At 37.3% G+C, this 20,425-nt stretch carries 20 protein-coding genes and 1 rRNA gene; 19 read left to right on the forward strand and 2 right to left on the reverse strand.

Annotated elements, in window-relative coordinates; genetic code table 11:
• Nucleotides 1-67: 67 nt before the first annotated feature.
• From ACFSKV_RS03310 to ACFSKV_RS03330, 5 genes are all read left to right on the forward strand, one after another.
• Complete coding sequence (locus ACFSKV_RS03310) at nucleotides 68-940, forward strand: glycerophosphodiester phosphodiesterase family protein (protein ID WP_380800365.1); 873 nt, start codon at nucleotides 68-70, stop codon at nucleotides 938-940.
• A 51-nt stretch (nucleotides 941-991) separates the two neighbouring features.
• The gene (locus ACFSKV_RS03315; RefSeq protein WP_380800366.1) at nucleotides 992-1,132 is read left to right on the forward strand and encodes a hypothetical protein; all 141 of its coding nucleotides are present in this window, start codon (nucleotides 992-994) and stop codon (nucleotides 1,130-1,132) included.
• Nucleotides 1,133-1,369: 237 nt separating this feature from the next.
• The gene (locus tag ACFSKV_RS03320) at nucleotides 1,370-2,536 is read left to right on the forward strand and encodes a hypothetical protein (RefSeq protein ID WP_380800368.1); all 1,167 of its coding nucleotides are present in this window, start codon (nucleotides 1,370-1,372) and stop codon (nucleotides 2,534-2,536) included.
• A gap of 44 nt (nucleotides 2,537-2,580) precedes the next feature.
• Complete coding sequence (locus ACFSKV_RS03325; RefSeq protein ID WP_380800369.1) at nucleotides 2,581-3,576, forward strand: adenosine kinase; 996 nt, start codon at nucleotides 2,581-2,583, stop codon at nucleotides 3,574-3,576.
• A 177-nt stretch (nucleotides 3,577-3,753) separates the two neighbouring features.
• Entirely contained in the window at nucleotides 3,754-4,122 is a 369-nt protein-coding gene (locus tag ACFSKV_RS03330) for a hypothetical protein (RefSeq protein ID WP_380800371.1), read from the forward strand.
• A gap of 22 nt (nucleotides 4,123-4,144) precedes the next feature.
• Here the strand turns inward: ACFSKV_RS03330 and ACFSKV_RS03335 are convergent, their stop codons facing one another.
• Nucleotides 4,145-4,528: a GxxExxY protein gene (locus ACFSKV_RS03335; RefSeq protein ID WP_380800372.1), complete on the reverse strand. Its 384-nt coding sequence runs from the start codon at nucleotides 4,526-4,528 to the stop codon at nucleotides 4,145-4,147.
• Nucleotides 4,529-4,886: 358 nt separating this feature from the next.
• Between ACFSKV_RS03335 and ACFSKV_RS03340 the strand changes: the two genes are divergently transcribed.
• The 8 genes from ACFSKV_RS03340 (at nucleotide 4,887) to ACFSKV_RS03375 (ending at nucleotide 14,328) form a co-directional block, all read left to right on the forward strand.
• Nucleotides 4,887-6,044 (forward strand): HlyD family secretion protein, encoded by a 1,158-nt coding sequence (locus ACFSKV_RS03340; protein WP_380800374.1) that lies wholly within the window; start codon nucleotides 4,887-4,889, stop codon nucleotides 6,042-6,044.
• 23 nt (nucleotides 6,045-6,067) lie between these two features.
• Complete coding sequence (locus ACFSKV_RS03345; RefSeq protein WP_380800376.1) at nucleotides 6,068-8,221, forward strand: peptidase domain-containing ABC transporter; 2,154 nt, start codon at nucleotides 6,068-6,070, stop codon at nucleotides 8,219-8,221.
• 65 nt (nucleotides 8,222-8,286) lie between these two features.
• Nucleotides 8,287-8,580 carry an HTH domain-containing protein gene (locus ACFSKV_RS03350; RefSeq protein WP_380800377.1) on the forward strand — a complete coding sequence of 98 codons (294 nt, stop codon included), beginning with the start codon at nucleotides 8,287-8,289 and terminating at the stop codon, nucleotides 8,578-8,580.
• Nucleotides 8,581-8,875: 295 nt separating this feature from the next.
• Nucleotides 8,876-9,139, forward strand: a complete 264-nt coding sequence (locus tag ACFSKV_RS03355; protein WP_380800378.1) for a ComC/BlpC family leader-containing pheromone/bacteriocin — start codon at nucleotides 8,876-8,878, stop codon at nucleotides 9,137-9,139.
• Nucleotides 9,136-9,339: a hypothetical protein gene (locus tag ACFSKV_RS03360; protein WP_380800379.1), complete on the forward strand. Its 204-nt coding sequence runs from the start codon at nucleotides 9,136-9,138 to the stop codon at nucleotides 9,337-9,339. The genes ACFSKV_RS03355 and ACFSKV_RS03360 overlap by 4 nt, the downstream gene beginning before the upstream one ends.
• Before the next feature lie 794 nt (nucleotides 9,340-10,133).
• Nucleotides 10,134-11,462 carry a M16 family metallopeptidase gene (locus ACFSKV_RS03365; protein WP_380800380.1) on the forward strand — a complete coding sequence of 443 codons (1,329 nt, stop codon included), beginning with the start codon at nucleotides 10,134-10,136 and terminating at the stop codon, nucleotides 11,460-11,462.
• 24 nt (nucleotides 11,463-11,486) lie between these two features.
• The gene (locus ACFSKV_RS03370) at nucleotides 11,487-13,529 is read left to right on the forward strand and encodes an insulinase family protein (protein WP_380800381.1); all 2,043 of its coding nucleotides are present in this window, start codon (nucleotides 11,487-11,489) and stop codon (nucleotides 13,527-13,529) included.
• Between the two features lie 61 nt (nucleotides 13,530-13,590).
• Nucleotides 13,591-14,328, forward strand: a complete 738-nt coding sequence (locus ACFSKV_RS03375; RefSeq protein ID WP_380800382.1) for a LolA-like protein — start codon at nucleotides 13,591-13,593, stop codon at nucleotides 14,326-14,328.
• Nucleotides 14,329-14,452: 124 nt separating this feature from the next.
• Here the strand turns inward: ACFSKV_RS03375 and ACFSKV_RS03380 are convergent, their stop codons facing one another.
• Entirely contained in the window at nucleotides 14,453-16,108 is a 1,656-nt protein-coding gene (locus ACFSKV_RS03380; RefSeq protein WP_380800383.1) for a M61 family metallopeptidase, read from the reverse strand.
• Between the two features lie 139 nt (nucleotides 16,109-16,247).
• Here ACFSKV_RS03380 and rpmH point away from each other — a divergent pair, with 139 nt between their 5' ends.
• The 6 genes from rpmH to ACFSKV_RS03410 all read left to right on the forward strand — a co-directional run.
• Nucleotides 16,248-16,406 (forward strand): 50S ribosomal protein L34, encoded by a 159-nt coding sequence (rpmH, locus tag ACFSKV_RS03385; protein WP_380800385.1) that lies wholly within the window; start codon nucleotides 16,248-16,250, stop codon nucleotides 16,404-16,406.
• Nucleotides 16,407-16,451: 45 nt separating this feature from the next.
• Nucleotides 16,452-16,841, forward strand: a complete 390-nt coding sequence (gene rnpA / locus ACFSKV_RS03390; RefSeq protein WP_380800387.1) for a ribonuclease P protein component — start codon at nucleotides 16,452-16,454, stop codon at nucleotides 16,839-16,841.
• Nucleotides 16,838-18,502 (forward strand): S41 family peptidase, encoded by a 1,665-nt coding sequence (locus ACFSKV_RS03395; RefSeq protein WP_380800389.1) that lies wholly within the window; start codon nucleotides 16,838-16,840, stop codon nucleotides 18,500-18,502. Before rnpA ends, ACFSKV_RS03395 begins: the two co-directional genes overlap by 4 nt.
• 8 nt (nucleotides 18,503-18,510) lie before the next feature.
• Nucleotides 18,511-19,200 (forward strand): tRNA (adenosine(37)-N6)-threonylcarbamoyltransferase complex dimerization subunit type 1 TsaB, encoded by a 690-nt coding sequence (gene tsaB / locus ACFSKV_RS03400; RefSeq protein ID WP_380800390.1) that lies wholly within the window; start codon nucleotides 18,511-18,513, stop codon nucleotides 19,198-19,200.
• Nucleotides 19,197-19,703 carry a DUF2480 family protein gene (locus ACFSKV_RS03405; RefSeq protein WP_380800391.1) on the forward strand — a complete coding sequence of 169 codons (507 nt, stop codon included), beginning with the start codon at nucleotides 19,197-19,199 and terminating at the stop codon, nucleotides 19,701-19,703. Before tsaB ends, ACFSKV_RS03405 begins: the two co-directional genes overlap by 4 nt.
• Before the next feature lie 394 nt (nucleotides 19,704-20,097).
• Nucleotides 20,098-20,425: ribosomal RNA gene (locus ACFSKV_RS03410) — 16S ribosomal RNA — on the forward strand; the annotation flags it as partial.

The raw sequence follows: 20,425 nt of genomic DNA on the forward strand, positions 1-20,425 counted from the left end.
GCTTTAGTTAGTTAAACCAGATTTTCTGCTTCTGGAGAAGTAGAATAACCTAAATAACCTAAAAAACATGAGCCGAGCCATTATTATAGCTTTTTTCACTTTTCTGACCATGACAGTTCAAGCCCAATTCTCCTACGACTTACAGGGCCACCGTGGTTCCCGGGGTCTGATGCCCGAAAACACCATTCCAGCAATGATCAAAGCTTTGGATTTAGGGGTGACCACTCTTGAGTTGGATCTTGCAGTGACCAAAGATGGGGAAATTATTTTATCCCATGAACCGTATATGAATCCGGCAATCTGTTTTACACCAAATGGTGAAGAGATACTTCCCACTGATAAGTCCCATAATATTTATCAGATGACTTATGCAGAGGTGATACAATTTGATTGCGGGACTAAATTCCATGCCGGGTTTCCGAAACAGGTGAAATTTTTTGCCACCAAACCGAAACTTTCTGATATGATAGATGTGGTGGAAAAGTATGTTACTGACATGGGTTTACCATTACCCAATTATAATATTGAAATCAAATGCATGCCAGAAGGGGATGGGGTATATCATCCCAACCCAGAAGATTTTTCCGAAATGGTGATCGCACTTCTTTCCAAAAAATTGAAACCTGAAAGATTTAACATTCAATCTTTTGATTTTAGGGTCTTGCAATATATCCATCAACATCACCCCGGGATTACTTTGGCCATGTTGGTGGAAAATGCGGTCAATCCTGAAGAGCAATTAAGGGTTTTAGGTTTCCAACCCCAAATTTATTCACCCTTTTTCCCTGCCCTGAACAAAGAAACTGTTCAGAAACTGCAACAAAAAGGAATGAAAGTGATTCCCTGGACAGTGAATAATAAAGAACAAATGGAGAAACTCCTTGACATGGGAGTTGATGGGATTATTACAGATTATCCGAATTTGGCTCCTGTTAGGTAAACGATGATTATTGAATTGTACTAATTACTTTGTACCAAGTACCAAGTTACGATGTACCAAGTACTAAGTATGGTGTACAAAGTTGCTAAGGCAAAAGTAAAAAGAGCCAAGGCAAAAGGTAAAAGGGGAGATGGATTGACTCAGAGGCGTAGAGACGTAGAGACGAAGGGACGAAGGGAAAGTGGAGAGTGATGAATTTTTAGTGAGGAGTGGAAAGTGATGTGTGATCGATGAATATTGTTGGGTAAAGAGCCTAGTTAAAAGGAAAAAGGAAAAAGGCAAAAGGTAAAAGGAAAAAGGGAATAGGAGTAATTAAAGAAATCTTCCAGCATATTTGGTTGAAAGTTTTCTACTTTTTCCAACCACTCACCAATCTTCTTCTTTTACTGATTAAAATAGTTATTTTTACCGGTTTAAAATTCTATAAGAATGAAAATACTGGAAGTTGCCAGCCCAGCCCAGGAAAAGGAGTTTATAGCAATGGCCGTCAGGTTATATAAAAATGAGGAGAATTGGATTAGGCCACTGGATAAAGATATTGAGGGGATTTTTCATCCCGAAACCAACAAATTGTTTAGAAATGGAGGAAAAGCCAAGCGGTGGCTTTTGGTCGATGATCATGGAAATACCATAGGCCGTGTGGCTGCCTTTCTCAATCCTAAATGGAGAGAGAATCAGCCGACAGGGGGGATGGGTTTTTTTGAATGTATCCATGATCAAAAAGCTGCTTTTCTACTTTTTGATACCGCCAAAAAGTGGTTGCAGGAACAGGGCATGGAAGCAATGGATGGTCCGGTTAATTTTGGGGAAAGAGACAAATGGTGGGGACTTTTAGTGGAGGGTTTTTCACCTCCAAATTATAATATGCCTTGGAATTTCCCTTATTATCAGGATTTTTTTGAAGCGTATGGATTTGAAATTTACTTTAAGCAGTTCACGTATATGCGTCCTGTAAAGGGTGTTGGATTTGATGAGAAGATGATTGAAAGGGCAAATAATATCCTGGGTGATCCTGAATATATTTTTCGACATATCAAAGGTAAAGAGCTCGCTGAAAAAGCCCCACTGTATTTCATGGATGTTTACAATAAGGCATGGGCAAGACATATGGGAAAATCCCTGACCGTAAAAGAAACCCAGTTGATCTTTAAACAAATGAAGCCTATTATGGATCCTAGATTGGTTTATTTTGGTTTTTATAAAGGGGAACCCATTTCATTCTTCATCAATATTCCTGAAATCAATCAAATATTTAAATATGTCAATGGGAAACTTGATCTGATAGGTAAAATTAAATTCCTATGGCATAAATTTTTCCATCCACCAAACAAGATGCTGGGTTTGGTTTTTGGAGTAATCCCTGAATTCCAGGGAAAGGGAGTAGAATCTGCCATGATTATGGCTTATAATGAACAATTCGCAAGACATGATTCATTTTCCTATAAAACAATTGAGATGAATTGGATAGGGGATTTTAACCCCAAAATGATGCGGGTTTGTGAACAGTTGAATGCAACGATTTATAAAACACACCATACCTATCGGTACCTCTTTGATAGGACAAAGCCATTTGAGAGGCATAAAGTGTTTGAATGAAACAATTTAAAATTAGCCAATTACAAATTACCAAATAAAAAATAATGAAGAAATACGATGTGACGGGGATAGGCAATGCCCTTGTGGATATAGAATTTAAAGTAACGGATCAGTTTTTCTGGGAAAATAAGGTGGAAAAAGGTTTAATGACCTTAGTGGATGAAGAAAGACAAAATGCTTTGATGAAAGTAATCAATACTGAAGAAGCGAAAAAGCAATGCGGGGGCTCAGCAGCAAATACTGTGATTGCGGTAAGCCAATTTGGCGGTAGCTCTTATTATTGTTGTAAAGTGGCCAATGATGAATTGGGTTATTTTTATCTGGAAGATCTGAAGAATTCCGGAGTGGATAATAGTCTGGAAGGTAAGGTTCCTGAAGAGGGAATTACCGGCAAATGCCTGGTCATGGTAACTGAAGATTCGGAAAGGACTATGAATACTTATTTGGGGATTACCCAAAATTTTTCCACCAAGGATATCAATGAATGGGCCATCAAAGACTCCAAATACTTATTTATAGAGGGATATTTGGTGACCTCGCCAAATGGCAAGGATGCCATGATGCACGCAAAGAAAGTGGCTGAAGAGGCAGGAACCAAAGTGGCCCTGACATTTTCCGATCCTTCTATGGTGAAGTATTTTAAAAGCGGCTTTGATGATGTGATTGGCCCAAGTGTAGATTTGTTGTTTGCCAATGAAGAGGAAGCTTTGCTTTTTACAGGTAAGGGTACCTTGGCAGAAGCTAGGGAAGAAATGAAAAAAGCGGCTAAGCATTTTGTCATTACTCAAGGGAAAAACGGTGCCATGATATTCGATGGAGATACCTTTATTGACATAGAACCCTATAAGACTATTGCTATAGACAGTAATGGAGCAGGGGATATGTTCGCAGGGGCATTCATGTATGGGATTACCAATGGCCATAGCTATGCATCAAGTGGTAAATTGGCGTCCATGGCAAGTTCCAGGATTGTCAGCCAATTTGGCCCAAGGTTAAAATGGCATGAAGCCAAGGAAATTTTGGGGAGGTTGACCCCCTGAAAAAATTACCAATTACCAATTACCAATTATCAAATTACCAATTATCAAATTACAAAGTGTTCAAAATAGGGGAAAGGGCAAGAGCCTTTTTCCTATTTTTATTTTTCGATTTTATTAATTAAATTGACTTTAGTTTTAAAGTTTAGTTCTTTTTAATTTAATTTTTTTAATATGACTTTGAAAAGTAGATTGATTCATTTTATCATTTGGTTATGCATCGTAGTTGCAACCACTTTATATAGGGATAATTGTGTTGATTATGAATCTTCTGGAACTTTTTATCCAACCTGGTTGAATTTTGTCTATGTTGTCATTTATTTTTTAATGATGAGGATAATAGGCATTGGTGGAACTGCAAAAGTTAACCTTTTGGTTGTATATGGTGTTTTGCTTATTAACCTTCCGTTTAATTTTTTAGTCAAAACCGAAGGTTTTTTATTTGCTAAATTTATTTACCTGACGCTTGGGGCTTTATCGATTTGGTTTATTTATATTCCTTTTTTTGTGGGAAAAAAACAATCCCACAAAGACGCTAAGATTCACTAAGTTTTAAATACTTTATCTAACATTAGATAATCTGTCCCAAGATTTTCCTATGGATTCCTTCTTTAATGAGGTTGACATTGAAATTCACCAAAATGGCCAGTTTCAGGTTAGTTAATTTAAGATAGGTAAGAACTGTTTTATGATGAACTTTTTCAAGTTTCTCAACTGATTTAAGCTCTACGATCAGTTTATTCTCCATAATAATGTCTGCCCTGAAACCGACATCCAGGATTTTATTTTCATATTTGGCAATTACCCCCTGTTGTCTTGTGTAGTTAATCCCTCTTTTTTCAAGTTCATGGGCAAAAGCCGATTCATATACACTTTCCAGTAATCCAGGGCCTAATTTTGTGTGGATTTTATAACAGATATCAACTGCTATTTTGGCCAATTCATTTTCATTCATGATCGTATTATTTTTGTTTATAAAAATATCCCACAAAGACGCTAAGAATCACTCAGTTTTTCTTTGAGTTACTTGGTGCCTTGGTGGGAAAAAATAAATCCCACAAAGACGCTAAGAATCACTAGATTTTTTTGTGTTGCTTGATGTCTCTTTGGGAAAAAAGTAATCCCACAAAGTCGCCAAGGGGCACTAAGGTTTCATGAAACTCAGGTAATGAAAATCTTGCCTCATTTTATTCAAAACAATAATAACCAATGCCTTGAACATAGTTGAAAAATTAAACGGATAATAAACGGTTATTCTTTGCCGCTGCTTTTTGGTCTTTTTATTTTTATTCAAACTTTTAAACTTCTTTAAGATGATTTTTCCAGCAGCCGTCATCAAACAAACTACAGAATACTATCAATCCAAGATTACTGTCACTTCCCAATCTATTTATCTCTTACTTTTAATGATTTTGATTTCAGGTTTTATAGTTCTTCCTCTTGTTGAGATTGATGTTACTGTACAGGCCCGTGGCACCTTTCAATCTTCCCTTCAGCGGAATGCCATACTTTCTTCCTCCGGAGGAAGATTGCAGGAATTAATGATCAAAGAAAACCAAAAGGTCAAAAAAGGAGAAGTATTGGCTGTCATCAGGTCGGAAAGTGTGAATTTGGAAATTTCAGGTCATGAAGAAAGATTACAATTGCTCCATGATTTCATAAGTGACCTGTATAAGTTGATTCAATTAAATTTTGACCAGGAAGAACTGGAATTCCCGATTTTGAGAACTAAATTTTACCAGGCAGGATTTTTTGAATTTCATACAGCTTATAATAACCAACAGGCCCTTGTCCAGAAGCAAGATCGGGACTTTAATAGAGCTAAGATCCTTTATGAGGCAAAATCAATTGCCTTTGCAGAATTTGATGAAGCGGAAATACAGTATAAACAGAGTATTGCCAATTTTGACCTTTTGAAAAAAAGAAAAAAAGCGGAATGGGAGCAGGAACTTGTGACTTACCAAAGAGAAAAGCTGAATCTCAGTAATCAGATTGAAATTCTTCAGGAGCAGTTGGACCAGTTTACCATAATTGCGGGAGTATCTGGAACAGTCATCAATGTACCAAATTTGAATGTGGGAGACTTTATTTTTGCCAATCAAAAATTAGGGGAAATATCACCTGATTCCAGCCTTTTGGCAGTGACTTATCTTTCACCTGCAGACATTGCTTTTATAGAAAAAGGTCAGGTGGTAAATTTTCAGGTTGATGCCTATAACTATAATCAATGGGGTTTAGCCTATGGTAAGGTGTTGGAAATAGCAGATGACCTTACGCTAATTTCAGAAAATGAGGCAGGTTTTTTGGTAACCTGCATTCTAGACAGCCCAATTTTAATGTTAAAAACAGGGTATGAAGGGGAAATTAAAAAAGGCATGACCTTCAATAGCCGTTTTGTGATTGCCAGGAGGACATTATTCCAGCTTCTTTATGACAAAGTGGATGATTGGCTGAATCCAAGTAGAAGTTAGTTGGATCTAAATTTTTTAATAACATGGGAATAAAAATCAAACAAAGGGATATAACTGATTGTGGGGCTGCCTGCCTGGCTTCTGTTGGAGCTTATTATAAAGCCCAGATACCGGTTTCCAAGATCAGGCAAATGGCCTCTACCGATCAAAAAGGCACCAATATTCTAGGCCTAATTGAAGCTGCTGTCAAAATGGGGTTCTCAGCCAAAGGAGTCAGGGGAGAGTATGAAGCATTGTTTGACATTCCCAAACCCAGCATTGCGCATGTAGTGGTCAAAAAAGTACTGCATCATTATGTGGTCATCTACAAAGTGACTCCAAAAATTGTAGAAATCATGGATCCTGCAGATGGGAAACTTCACCAATTAGGTCATGAGCAATTCAAGGAAATGTGGACAGGGGTTTTGGTTCTTTTAAGTCCAAATCAGGAATTTAAAAAAATCAAGGAAACGGTCAGCACCTGGCAAAGATTCTGGTTTTTGATCAGACCGCATAGGTCCGTGATGTTGCAATCTTTGGTTGGTGCGATGGTTTACACCGTCTTGGGTTTGTCCACTTCTATTTATGTACAGAAGATTGTAGACCATGTATTTGTAGGCAGGAATACCAATCTGCTCAATCTGATGAGTGTGGGCATGTTAGTGATTTTGGTTTTCCAAATCATGATTGGTGTATTCAAAACAGTCTTTGTCCTTAAAATAGGTCAAAAAATAGATGCCAGGTTGATTTTGGGGTATTACAAGCATTTATTGACATTACCTCAAAGGTTTTTTGATACCATGAGGGTAGGGGAGATTATTTCCCGGATCAATGATGCAGTAAAAATCAGGGCTTTTATCAATGATGTTTCCATAGGTCTGATCGTTAATGTTTTCATTGTGATTTTTTCATTTGCACTCATGTTCTCCTTTTATTGGAAGTTGGCTTTGATCATGCTGCTGGTGGTTCCGATGTATATCGGGATTTACTGGGTGACCAATGCCCTCAATAAAAAGATGGAAAGGAAACTGATGGAAAATGCGGCGGATCTGGAATCCCAACTGGTGGAGTCTATAACTGCTGCAGGCACTATCAAAAGATTTGGAGCAGAAGAACATGCCAATATCAAAACAGAGATGCGTTTTGTTGGTCTTTTGGATTCTGTTTACAAATCAAGCCTGAACAATGTTTTTTCAGGAACTTCTTCTGAAGTGGTTTCCAGAATTTTCACCATTATTCTTCTATGGGTGGGTGCTGGATTCGTTTTAAAAAATGAAATCACTCCTGGGGAATTGATGTCTTTTTATGCCCTGATCGGTTACCTAACAGGGCCTATTTCCGGTTTGATTGGAATGAATAAAACCATCCAAAATGCGCTGATTGCAGCTGACAGACTTTTTGAGATAATGGATTTGGAGGTGGAAAGTTCAGATGATAAGTTTCCAATTAAAAAAGAGGAGGTAGGAGATATTGAGTTTAAAGCAGTGTCTTTTCGCTATGGATCAAGGGCAAATGTATTTGAAAATTTAAGTCTGAGGTTTCCTAAAGGAAAGATTTCCGGAGTCATTGGAGAAAGCGGTTCCGGGAAAAGTACTTTGATATCCCTTTTGCAGAATCTTTATCCTTTGCAATCCGGGAGTATTCAAATCGGCAATTATGACATTAAATATATTGAGAATTCCTGTTTGAGAAAACTGGTTTCCATTGTTCCCCAAAAAGTGGATCTATTTGCAGGCAATGTAATTGAAAATATTGCCATGGGTGATTATCAGCCTGATATGCAAAGAATTGTGGGGATATGCCACCAATTGGGGATGATGGGTTTTATAGAATCCCTGCCCAATGGCTTTGGGACTTACTTGGGAGAAAATGGAGCATCTCTTTCAGGAGGACAAAAACAAAGGATTGCCATCGCAAGGGCTTTGTATAGGGATCCGGAAATTTTGATTTTGGATGAAGCCACTGCTTCCCTGGATCCCGGTTCGGAAGAATTTGTACAGTTGACTATCCGAAAACTTGCAGATCAGGGTAAAACAATCATTTTCATTACCCATAGGTTGGCCGCTGTCCAGGATTTTGACTGTCTTTTTGTATTGGACAAAGGGAAGTTGGTAGAGGAGGGAACCCATCAACAACTCCTGGAAAGGCAGGGTAAATATTTCCTGATGATCCATAAGCAGTTGCTGGTGTTGAGTTAATTTTCAAATACAAATTACCAATTAATCAATTACAAATTACCAATTAACCAAATACCAATTTATCTATGAATTTTATCAGACAAATTGAGCGGATGCAATTGTTAAACAAATTGATCAGGGAACAGAGGACTGGAAGTCCGGAGGAGCTGGCTAAGCGATTAGGGGTAAGTAGGAGGCAGTTATATGCTTATTTGGAATATTTGAAGGATTTTGGGCTTGATATCTGTTTTTCCAGGAAGTTGAACTCTTTTATGTATTGCGATGAGCAGGAAATTAAGATTGATTTGAAGATACAGGTGCTAAAGCCTTCAGAAAGCCGCCGAATAATGGGTGGCTGGGCATTTAGGCTTATTGCTTAGCAGATAAAATTAAATTTAAGAATAATGAAATAGATTATAAACCTGGAAATATTTTTTTACTTAAAACTAGATGATATGATGTCTTTAAAGAAAACAATTTTGTTAATCCTTGGAGCCGCTATTCTTGTATTTGCGATATCACTTGTGTTGAATTGGGATGACTTTATAAAGGGATTTATGGAAGGCTATGAGGCTGGATGTGGCTGCGGGTGAAAAAAATCTAAAATTCAGTTCCGTGCTGTTTTTGTGCACAGGGCAAAATTAACTTAGAGATATGATCGGAAATCAATATTCCATGCTAGCTAAAAAAATTGATTTTCCGAGATTGGGAGATCCCAGCGCCCGGAAAAGGTTGGGGATATTTTTAATTAAAAGGAAAATGGAAATTTTTAAAGAATTAGATTCGAAAGAATTGAAAGAAGTTAATGGTGGTGGTCCATGGTCTGATTATCTATGCGAAAAAACGAAGGAATTTATTCAATGGCTAAATTCTGGGTCAAGTACAACTACTTCTAATCAACAATATTCATATTTAAAATTAAAAATGGCAGGATTATGAAAAAGATGGGAAATAAACTAATTTGTAAAGAATTAAATAGTTCTGAATTAACTAATTTAAATGGCGGAGCTATTTTTGTTCCTGCTTTAATTTGGGCAGGTAAAATTGCTGCTGGAGCTGTTATTTCTTATTTTACATATGAAACAGTGGATGGCATCGTAAGAGGTGTTTCAGGAACAGATTGTGGATGTTCCAAGTAATTAAATTTTGGGTTCAATTGGCGATTCTAAATATTTAGAATCGCCAAATAAAACAAGACAAATATGAAAATTTTAAATCACTTATTTTTGGCTGTATTGTCCATCTTAATTTCTTTTATTGTTGTTTATTTGATTGAGAATATCTTATTAAAAAGTGATACGGGTATTAATATTATATTAAGAATTTCAATAATCATTGGAATTTTAAATTTTATAATAAATCAGAATTATTTAAAAAGAATAAAAAAATAGTTTCTTTTTTAGTAACGAAAATTCATTAAATAAATTAGGCTTGTTGAAGTTTGATTTTATTGAAATTTATTTTTCTAATTCAATTATATTATTTGTTTAAAAATTAACAATTTTCCAAAGGAAATTAATATTTCCAAATTACCTTTAACTATCAAACTGATTCAATTTCGTTTGGGCATTAAACGAAAAATAATTCTTCCAACATATACTTTTTTCACTTTTCAAACCTTATCCGGATATTATCCGATTAATACTTGCCTCTTATTTTGATTTATGGATACCTTGTGACTTCATTAAACTAGTTTATGGAAAGTTTATATTTTCAGGATGATTTAGTAAATAATCAGCATGAATTGTTTGCTTTGAATACTTGGTTAAATGAAAACTAAATTTGAATAAAAAATAAATTAGTTATATTTTTCCGTGCCCGGACAGGGGAAATATTCTTTTATAGCTAAAAATCTTCGTTAGATTTAAATTATTGAACATTTTAGAAAAATTGGAGTAAATATGTCATGGGTTTTAAACTTAATTCCAACTATATGAAAAAAACTGCCTTTTTGCTCTTGCTTGGAACCTTTTTTGGGTTTTCGGCGACAGCCCAAACCAAAATTGAATTCAGGGAATTTACCCTGGAAAACGGCTTACATGTCATTATGCATCAGGACAATAGCACCCCTATTGTGTCCAATACGGTGTTCTACCACGTCGGATCCAAAAATGAAAACCCTGATAAAACAGGCTATGCGCATTTTTTTGAGCATTTGATGTTTGAAGGTTCCGAAAATATCGATAGGGGACAATTTGCCCTGATTGTTCAATCTTCAGGAGGCACTTTAAATGCAGGAACGAGCACGGATTTTACTTTCTATTATGAAATTCTACCATCCAACCAGTTGGAACTTGCCCTTTACCTGGAGTCTGAAAGAATGCTCCATGGAAAAATTGACCAGATTGGCGTAGATACTCAAAGAGAGGTGATCAAACAGGAAATGAAAGAGGTCCTTGAGGACCAACCATACATGTCATTTAGGAAAGAAATACCTATCAGGTTATTCCCAAACCATCCCTACAAGAACCCTGTAATCGGTTCCGCAGAGCATTTGAATCAGGCTACTTTAGAGGACTTCAAGGACTTTTATAATACCTTTTATGTTCCCAATAATGCTACCTTGGTAATAGCCGGTGATTTGGACTATGAAGCAACGGAGTATTTGGTCAGAAAATATTTTGCAGAAATTCCGAGAGGATCACATGATATTCCAAGACCAAATATTGAAATCGAAAGATTGAAATCTGAAGTGATGGATATTGTGTATGATAATATTCAGCTTCCAGCTATTTTCCAAGGCTATCAAATACCAAAAATAGGACATCCAGATACCTATGCGATTGATTTGCTGGGTACATACCTTTTGTCCGGTAAAAGCTCCCTAATGTATAAGGAATTGGTGGATGGAAGCCAAAAAGCGGTACAGGCTGCTGCTTTCCCTTTTGATCAAGAGGATGGAGGTATGTTTATTATTCTTGCTATTGCCAATATGGGTGTTGACATTGATGAGCTCAATACATCTATCGATGAAATTTTGGCAAGTGTCCAGGAAAATGGGATTGACCCAAAAGAGTTTGAGAAATTACTCAACATTAAGGAAACACAATTGGTAAATAATTTGGGCTCAGTGGCCAATATTTCACTTGATCTAGCCCAAGCGCATGTCTTTTATGGCAGCGCGGAATCAATCAATTCAAAGCTGGAAAGATACAGGAATGTAAAGCCGGAAGATATCCAGAGAGTGGCGAAGGAATACCTGAATCGTGATAGTAGGGTAGTATTGAAATATCTCCCTAAATCTTCCCAATCAACTGAGTAATTTTTCAATTTAAACTTATTCAAAATGAAAAATATTATAGCATTTGTACTGACCTTCTTTTTATTTGCTGCTGTACAAGGGCAGGTTGACAGAACTGTATTACCTGGACCTGGACCGGCACCGGAAATTAGATTCGGAGAGGCAGAAAAATTTACGATGGAAAATGGGCTGAAAGTTTTTGTCATTCAAAACAACAAGCTTCCTAGGGTTACTTATTCCTTGATTTTGGACAGGGATCCTATTTTGGAAGGAGAAAAGGCAGGTATGTTGGGGTTTGTTGGCGAAATGTTGACAGCTGGTACCACCACCAGAAATAAGGATCAGTTCAATGAAGAAGTTGATTTCTTGGGAGCAAGGATTTCTGCAACGTCCACTTCATTGAGTGGTTCTGCCCTAAACAAGCATCAGGAAAAGGTAATGGAATTGATGGCTGATGTTTTATATAATCCGGTATTTCCTGAAGATGAATTGGTGAAATTGAAGACACAGGCCAAATCCGGACTTGCCTTGGCAAAAAATGATCCCAATACCATATCATCTATTCTGACATCGAAAATGGTATATGGTTCCAAGCATCCTTATGGTGAAGTGGAGACAGAACTTACTGTGGACAATGTCACGGTGGAGGATATTCGATCTTATTATAAAACCTATTTTAAACCCAACATAGCATATCTGGCAATAGTGGGTGATATTGATGTGACTACCGCTAAATCTTTGGTTACTAAATATTTCTCCAAATGGGAAAAAGGGACTGTACCAACAAAAAGCTATGAAATGCCAAAGGAGCCTGAAAAAAACGTAGTAGCTTTGGTGGATAGGTCAGCTTCACAACAATCGGTAATTGATGTTACCTACCCCATTGATAATTTTCTTAGTTCAGAGGATTATCTGGAGAGCAGAATTGTAGGATATGTATTAGGAGGTGGATTTGCAGGAAGATTATTGCAGAATTTAAGAGAAGATAAAGGTTTTACTTATGGGGCGTATGCGGACATTGGCTCAGATAGGCTAGTAGCCAGATTCTCAGCCAGTTCAAGTGTGAGGGGATCCGCGACAGACTCTGCCATTAATGAGATCATCTATGAAATCAGAAATCTGAGAGACAATGGGGTAACAGAAAAAGAATTAGAGGGTGCCAAGCAGGCCTTAACCGGTTCATTTGCCAGGTCACTTGAAAGTCCGGCCACCATTGCAAATTTTGCCATCAATCAGGATAGGTATAAGCTGCCAGCCGATTATTACACTACCTATCTGCAACGCTTGAATGACCTCACCTTGGAAAAGGTGAATGCAGCTGCAAAAAGATTACTGAAGCCTGATAATCTGTACATCACTGTGGTAGGAAACGGGTCGGAGATCCAACAGGGTTTGACCGCGTTTGGAGAAGTGAAAAGGTTTACCAATATGGGTGATCCAGAGCGTCAGATAGCCATGGATGCTAATATTTCAGCTGAGATGGTCATTGAGAATTACTTGAAAGCAATTGGTGGAGTAGAAAAGGCTAAATCTATAAAGACTGGAAAATTGGAATCTGTAGCCGAAATTCCCGGTGCAAAATTGAATATGTCTTATATTTATGATGAGGAAAATGAGGCCTTTGCCAATAAAATTACAGTGATGGGTAATGTGGCAGCCAATACGGTGGTTAAAGATGGTAAGGCTACAGTTTCAGGCATGGGGCAATCCCAAGAATTGAATGATGAACAATATGAATCTTTGAAAATGAGTATGTTTATTTTCCCCGAATTGCATTATGCCCAACTTGGATATACTATGAATTTGGAAGGGATCAAAGATGTGGAAGGGGAGGACGCCTATATGGTAATTGTGTCTAATCCTACAGGTGGCAAGCAGGTAAATTATTACAGTGTTTCTTCAGGATTGAAAATTAAAACCGAAAGTGCGGAATCAGGTGAAATATTTTATGCCGATTATGAGGAAAAAGAAGGTGTCAAATATCCGATGATGATGACCTTGAAATCTCCCATGATTCCAATGCCATTGGCTGCTAAGGTGGAAAAAATTGAATTCAATGTTCCTGTGTCTGAAGATGATTTTAAGTAAAAAAATAAAAGGAGACAAACTCTTTTTTCCAAAGAAATTCTACATTTAAATGAAAAACAAGATGAAAATCAAAGCACTTTTGTTCTCGGCAGTCCTTTTTGCATACAGCCAAGTGGAAGCGAATCACCTTAATAAAGGGACGGATATCAATTTTAACAATCAGCTGGAAATTTTGGATAATGATCCGGAGACCATTATCAATGCTTACATTAAAGCTGTCGGAGGAAAAGGAAATATTTCCAAGATAAAAAACTCCATAGTAGTGATGGAAGCCGAGTTTCAAGGTGCTGGCATTACCATAAAAGGAATTTCAGATCAGGAGAACTCCAGATTACTGCAGGAAACCCTAGTAATGGGGAATGTTGCGCAGAAAACGGTTCTGGTAAATGGAAAAGGGAAAATATCAGCAATGGGTCAGGAACAGGAATTAACAGAGGACATGGTGAATATGTTAAAGGCACAAACTTATGTGTTTCCTGAAAATCATTATGTGGAATTGGGATATGCTGTGGAATTACATGGGACCGAGGAAATAGATGGGGAAACTGCCCATAAGTTGGTCATAACCACTGCAAATGGAATCAAAACTTCTGAATATTATTCTGTTAAATCCGGATTAAAACTGAGGACAAGTTCCGAAGCCACCGGAGATGTAAGCTATAGTGATTATCAGGAAGTAGAGGGAGTATTGATTCCTATGATCTTGAGCATTAAAAACCCCATGTTGCCTGTAGCATTGGAAGCGAAAGTGGTTTCGATCAAATTTAATCAGGAACTTTCAGATGATGATTTCAAATAATTTTTGAAATAAGGGGTCTGTATTTATTATCAGATAACATCAGAAAAAAAGCCTGTTCGAAATTTGATTTGAATATAGGCAGGGAAAAAGAGGCCGCTTAAATTCAACTAGGCAGCCTCTTTTTTTATTCCATCCATTTTTTCAATTTAGGAGTTTCTTGAAAGAAGTTTAATTTATACAATGGAAAGAATTTTCTATTCTCCATAGGAATAGAGAAGGATAATTCTCTGTTCCACCTTGACACTTCAATTTCCAATTGCCTCAAAGGGATATTATTATTTATTTCATCAAAATTTAAAATCTGATCTTCCAACATGAGGTAATTGTAAGATAAACTCTCCGGATGAATCTGTTTGATTTTACCTTTTTCATCAGTTCTGATTCCCCATTGATGTAAAAGGATGTTCGATGAATAGCTTTCCTCAACCCTTATACCGATAGAGTCCAAAAGCCTGAATATTAAAGGAGATAAATCATCGTGGCCGAAAACAAATCGATTGAAAAAAATATCTACTTCCCCTTTTTGTAAAATAAATTCAGCGATGGACTCTTTAAAATCTTCAAGCTTGTATCCTTTCCGGGTTTTTCCGAATTTTTCCCACATAGATTTCATCACCTGAGATAAAGAACTGCCATTTTCAAGAAGGATCAAATCTAGGCAAAGAGCAAGTAAAGCGCCGCGGTTGTAAATGTTCACTTTTTTATCAGGGATACCTTGCTTATATCCATCCAGCCACAGATCAAAACTTGATTCCACTATTGATTGGTTTTTCCAACCAAAACTGTCTAATTCTCTTTGGATCTTCTTTTCCAGAATAAGTAGGTAATCCTTGAGGGAAAAATATCCGGACCTTAATAAAAACAGATCGCCCATATAAGTGGTCACCCCTTCGAGCACAACCCCTGTATCCAAATAGGCCTCTTTTGACAGGTCATATTCTAATAACTCAATAGGTCTTAGTCTGCAAACATTCCAGAAATGATAGAGTTCATGACTACTTATTCCGAAAAGCTCATCCAATTCTCCTTTTTCTTTAAGTTTTTCTGCTGGTCCAATTGTTATTACAGTGGAGAATGCATGTTCCACACCGTGATAATGTTTATAGGGCAACAGTTGGAAAATAAAGTGATAATCTTTGGCAGGGAATTCTCCAAATGCCTGAATTTGCTTGGCGGTGAATTTTCTAAAATCCTGAACGAGTTTTTCAACATCAAAATGAATCTTACCATTAAACCAAAGGTGGAAATGACAAGTATCTACCTGATAGGTAAAATGATTCAATTGACCGGAGGCCAAGAAAGGGCTGTCCATCAGATGTTGGTAACTATCCGCCAACCATTGGTTGAGGCCCGTTAAGGTCATTGCTGTGGCAATTTTATAATCTGAAGGAACTTCTATACTCAGCCTGATGGCGTGACCTTTTCTTTCGGGAATATCAAAAATAAAATTACTGAAATTAAGGTATAACTGGGTATCATCCGACCAACAAGACCCTGCATCCATCTGATTGCAATAATATTCATAAGAAATCAAATATTCTCCGGATTCCATCGCCTTAAAAGACCAAAAATCTTTGTTCAATTTTTTCCAAGCTATAATTTGATTTTGATTTTCAACTTTAAAACCCCTAATTTTTTGGGCATAATTGGCCAATTCATATCTTCCGGGTCTCCATGCAGCTAGCTGTAAATGAATTTCTTCATTTGTTTTGCAATCCAAAAAAAGTTTGATCTCTATATACTGGGAGCTGATAGATTTTCTGGTTATTTGATAATGCATAGTTCATGGATAGAAGGAATGAACAAAAGTAATCCACTCATTTGTAAATAAAAAAAAGGTGCATATCTTTGCAGTCCTTTTGTGGGAGAACCTCTGGGGGATGAATTAGGAAAGCAAAAAATATTAAAAGCATAGCGTCATGAAAAGAACATTTCAACCTTCTCGTAGAAAAAGAAGAAATAAACATGGTTTCAGACAGAGAATGTCTACTGCCAATGGTCAGAGAGTTTTAAAGTCAAGAAGAGCAAAAGGAAGACATAAGCTTACTGTTTCTTCTGAGAAAACATTGAAGAAGTAATTCTTTAGCATTTGTTTCGTATTTTTATACGTCAAATTAAATGCGATGAGTTTTAAGCTTCCAAAGAATGAAAGACTACATTCTCAAAAGTTAATAAAGGAACTTTTTGACAAAGGTTCCTCTTTTTTTTTATACCCTTTCAAGGTAATGGTTCTTGATCTTACAGAAGAGGAAAAGGGAACCTATCAGGTGCTTTTTTCTGTTTCTAAGAAGAAAATCAAGAGAGCAGTGGACAGAAATCTTGTCAAGAGAAGGATGAAAGAAGCATATAGGCTTAATAAATCTAAAATTTTGACAAATGAACATTCGAACAAATTAATTGGTCTGATTTATGTTTCTTCAGAAATAGGTACATTCCAGTTCATTGAACAAAAAATTGTCAAAATTTTGACTAAAATTGCTGAATCCCCGGAATCCTCAAAAAATAATACATGAATTTAAAAATTAGAAAATCTCTTTTATTGTTCCTTGCTGTACTGCTTTCAGCAGGAATGCTTTTTTCATTTGTTAATAAAAATGACAGGTTATTCGCTATTGCCAAAAACCTTGACATTTTTGCTTCTTTGGTAAGGGAATTGGATTCCTATTATGTAGACGAAATAAATCCGGATGAATTAGTTACAGTTGGCATCAACGCGATGTTGGAAGAATTAGATCCCTACACTGAATTCATTCCTGAGGAAGATTCTGATGATTTTAGGTTGTTGACTACGGGTGAATATGGTGGAGTAGGTGCATTGATCGGTAACAGGACAGGGAAGAATATGGTTTTAATGCCATATAGGGGATTTCCCGCTCAGGCCGGAGGATTGAGGATAGGGGATGAGTTTTTAAAAGTTGATACGGTAGATGTAACTGATTTGCAAACCTCTGATATTTCCAGACTTTTGAAGGGACCTGCAAATACTTCGGTTTTTGTACAGGTAAAAAGAGGTGAGGATACCATTTCTGTTAATCTGACAAGGAAAAAGATTGTAATCAGTAATGTGCCGTACTATGGTAAAATTGATGATCAGACGGGCTATATCAAATTGACTGATTTTACAACAAATGCTGCAGCAGATGTGAGGAAGGCATTGATTGAGCTGAAAGCCCAGGGGATTACAAGGCTGGTATTGGATGTAAGGGATAATCCAGGTGGAATTTTAAAAGAAGCGGTAGAGATTGTTAACTTATTCATTCCTAAAGGTAAAGAAGTGGTCAGGACTATCGGTAAATTGGAAAACGTCAATGCTGTTTACAAAACCACCAAGTCACCTTTAGATAAGGATATTCCTATTGTTGTATTGATCAATGAGAGGAGTGCTTCTGCCGCTGAAATTGTAGCAGGGGCGCTTCAGGACTATGATAGAGCGGTATTGATTGGAAGGAAAACTTTCGGTAAAGGTTTGGTTCAGACCACAGTACCTCTTTCCTATAATTCTCAGGTGAAAGTAACTACTGCCAAGTATTATATTCCAAGCGGAAGATGTATTCAGGCAATTGATTATAGTAAAAAAGATGAAAATGGTAATGCAAACTCAGTTCCTGATTCCTTGAGAAATGAGTTTAAGACCAAAAACGGACGGATTGTTTTAGATGGTGCCGGAATTGAACCTGACAAAAATGTTGAATCTAAAACATTTGCCCCTATAACATACAGTTTGGTTGCCCGTAATCTTGTTTTTGAATTTGGGAATGAGTTCTTTCTTAAAAATGAATCCATTGCTTCTCCTAGGGATTTTAATGTAGATGATGCTTTGTACAATGAATTTGTAGCCTGGTTGGAAGGGAAAGAATATGATTATACCACCTATGTAGAGAAGACCTTGGAAGATTTGGTAAAATATTCCGAAAAAGAACCATACTTTGAAGATATTCAGGGCTCAATTGAGGATTTGAAGAAGAAAGTGAACCACAGTAAAGAGCAAGATTTGGTAACTTTCAAATCTGAGATTCAGGAAGCCCTGAGAGAAGAAATTGTTTCCAGATACTATTATCAGGAGGGGGTGGTTGAAGCCTCTCTCAGGTATGATGAAGGAATAAAGTCCGCCTTGGAAATTCTTGGCAACCAGCAACAAATGAATCAGATTCTGACTGCATCAGCTAAGAAATAGTTTGATTTATGGCATTAATTCTTTCCATTGAGTCAAGTACAACTGCCTGTTCAGTGGCCATCCATGAAAAAGGAGGATTGCTTGGGATCATGGAACTTCATCAGGATAATGTACATGGCCAAAAGCTGCTCCTTTTGGTGAAGGATTTGATGGAAAGGATAGGTTTGAAGTCTTCCGATCTTCAGGCTGTAGCTGTGTCTTCCGGTCCTGGATCTTACACAGGATTAAGGATTGGAGTTTCAATAGCCAAAGGCCTTGCTTTTGCACATCATATCCCATTGATTGGTGTGGATACTTTGGCGGCATTAGCGTATCAGGTTAGGCCATTTATCCAGGATAACGATCTGATTATTCCAATGATGGATGCGAGGAGAATGGAGGTATATATGGCTGTTTATGATGCAATGTTTAAGGAAATAGAGCCGGTTCAGCCAAGAGTAATAGAATCCAATCCATTTTTGGATTATTTGAAAGAAAGAAGGGTGTTTTATATAGGGGATGGTGTAAACAAGATGAAGGAGGTTTTAAGCCATCCCAATTCAGTTTTTTTGGAAAAGCTTAACTCCTCTTTAACTGTAGGAGAGTTGGCTTATAAAAAATTCGAACAAAAGCTATTTGAGGATATTGCTTATTTTGAGCCGAACTATCTGAAAGAGTTCAGGGTTATTGCATCAAAGAAAAATCCATTTTTAGTATGAGTGAAATAGTAAACAGGGTGGCGAACAGCCCGATAATCACCCTTAATCTGGAAGTCTTCTATCGGAGAGAGGAAAGGGTTTTATTTGATTTGAAAGATTACCTGTTTCAGGAATTGATTCTTAAAGAGAAAGAATTCCGCGGGGCTTTAAAAGAGTTGGACTGGGAATCCTATAAAGGAAAATTGGTTGCGATAACCTGTACAGCAGATGCCATTGTTCCTAATTGGGCATTTATTTTGGTGGGTACTTATCTTGGAAAAATAGGGGTTGAGTATATTATTGGTGACCTGTTGGCTCTGGAGCAATATTTATTTGAGCAGGCCATTTCAAAAATCAATCCAGAGGAGTTCAGGGACAGGCCTGTGGTGGTAAAAGGATGCAGTAAATATCCAGTTCCTCTGTTTGCCTATGGCAGGGTTGTCATGAGAATTCAGGATTATGCCAAATCCATTATGTATGGAGAACCTTGTAGCACTGTACCGCTTTATAAAGTATCAAAATAAAGTATTTTTCTTGTTTACAGTTACTTATAAAAGCCCATTGATTTTTTTGGATTGCTGATTTGGTAAATAAGGGAAAGACAGCTAGATTTGCAGTCCCAAATAAATAAAATAAGCTTGTAAAAGACAGGTTTTGGGGTTTGAAATTCAGAGAAAGAGACGTGTAAAAAATAATTTAAATTTTTTTTACGTTTCGGTTTTGGAACTTAAAATTAAACCTCGATATTTGCACTCGCTTTTAGGGAAACGCCCTAAACAATTCCCAAAATAAAGGGAAAAAGTTCATTGAAGTGCTGGATACGAAACGACACAATTAAGAAAGACCTGAGAACGGTCTGATTGAAAAAACCTGGGGTCACGGAATAAAGGATGCAGAGATGCATCCGGAAAAAACTTTACAATGGAGAGTTTGATCCTGGCTCAGGATGAACGCTAGCGGCAGGCCTAATACATGCAAGTCGGACGGTAGAGATTCTTTCGGGGATCTTGAGAGTGGCGCACGGGTGCGTAACGCGTATGCAACCTGCCCTGTACCGGGGGATAGCCCGGGGAAACCCGGATTAATACCCCATGGGATGATTTCATGGCATCATGAGATCATTAAAGATTTATCGGTACGGGATGGGCATGCGTAGGATTAGCTAGTTGGCGGGGTAACGGCCCACCAAGGCTATGATCCTTAGGGGTTCTGAGAGGAAGGTCCCCCACACTGGCACTGAGATACG

This window comes from Shivajiella indica (assembly GCF_042683085.1).
GTDB lineage: Bacteria > Bacteroidota > Bacteroidia > Cytophagales > Cyclobacteriaceae > Shivajiella > Shivajiella indica.

Excerpts from the sequence above, each read along its gene's own strand:
- ACFSKV_RS03360 (WP_380800379.1), top strand. The coding sequence starts at position 9,136 with ATGAAAAAGATGGGAAATAAACTAATTTGTAAAGAATTAAATAGTTCT.
- ACFSKV_RS03325 (WP_380800369.1), top strand. The coding sequence starts at position 2,581 with ATGAAGAAATACGATGTGACGGGGATAGGCAATGCCCTTGTGGATATA.
- ACFSKV_RS03380 (WP_380800383.1), bottom strand. The coding sequence starts at position 16,108 with ATGCATTATCAAATAACCAGAAAATCTATCAGCTCCCAGTATATAGAG.
- ACFSKV_RS03315 (WP_380800366.1), top strand. The coding sequence starts at position 992 with ATGTACCAAGTACTAAGTATGGTGTACAAAGTTGCTAAGGCAAAAGTA.
- ACFSKV_RS03335 (WP_380800372.1), bottom strand. The coding sequence starts at position 4,528 with ATGAATGAAAATGAATTGGCCAAAATAGCAGTTGATATCTGTTATAAA.
- tsaB (WP_380800390.1), top strand. The coding sequence starts at position 18,511 with ATGGCATTAATTCTTTCCATTGAGTCAAGTACAACTGCCTGTTCAGTG.
- ACFSKV_RS03395 (WP_380800389.1), top strand. The coding sequence starts at position 16,838 with ATGAATTTAAAAATTAGAAAATCTCTTTTATTGTTCCTTGCTGTACTG.
- rpmH (WP_380800385.1), top strand. The coding sequence starts at position 16,248 with ATGAAAAGAACATTTCAACCTTCTCGTAGAAAAAGAAGAAATAAACAT.
- ACFSKV_RS03370 (WP_380800381.1), top strand. The coding sequence starts at position 11,487 with ATGAAAAATATTATAGCATTTGTACTGACCTTCTTTTTATTTGCTGCT.
- ACFSKV_RS03340 (WP_380800374.1), top strand. The coding sequence starts at position 4,887 with ATGATTTTTCCAGCAGCCGTCATCAAACAAACTACAGAATACTATCAA.
- ACFSKV_RS03365 (WP_380800380.1), top strand. The coding sequence starts at position 10,134 with ATGAAAAAAACTGCCTTTTTGCTCTTGCTTGGAACCTTTTTTGGGTTT.
- ACFSKV_RS03375 (WP_380800382.1), top strand. The coding sequence starts at position 13,591 with ATGAAAATCAAAGCACTTTTGTTCTCGGCAGTCCTTTTTGCATACAGC.
- ACFSKV_RS03345 (WP_380800376.1), top strand. The coding sequence starts at position 6,068 with ATGGGAATAAAAATCAAACAAAGGGATATAACTGATTGTGGGGCTGCC.
- ACFSKV_RS03405 (WP_380800391.1), top strand. The coding sequence starts at position 19,197 with ATGAGTGAAATAGTAAACAGGGTGGCGAACAGCCCGATAATCACCCTT.
- ACFSKV_RS03320 (WP_380800368.1), top strand. The coding sequence starts at position 1,370 with ATGAAAATACTGGAAGTTGCCAGCCCAGCCCAGGAAAAGGAGTTTATA.
- ACFSKV_RS03310 (WP_380800365.1), top strand. The coding sequence starts at position 68 with ATGAGCCGAGCCATTATTATAGCTTTTTTCACTTTTCTGACCATGACA.
- rnpA (WP_380800387.1), top strand. The coding sequence starts at position 16,452 with ATGAGTTTTAAGCTTCCAAAGAATGAAAGACTACATTCTCAAAAGTTA.
- ACFSKV_RS03350 (WP_380800377.1), top strand. The coding sequence starts at position 8,287 with ATGAATTTTATCAGACAAATTGAGCGGATGCAATTGTTAAACAAATTG.
- ACFSKV_RS03355 (WP_380800378.1), top strand. The coding sequence starts at position 8,876 with ATGCTAGCTAAAAAAATTGATTTTCCGAGATTGGGAGATCCCAGCGCC.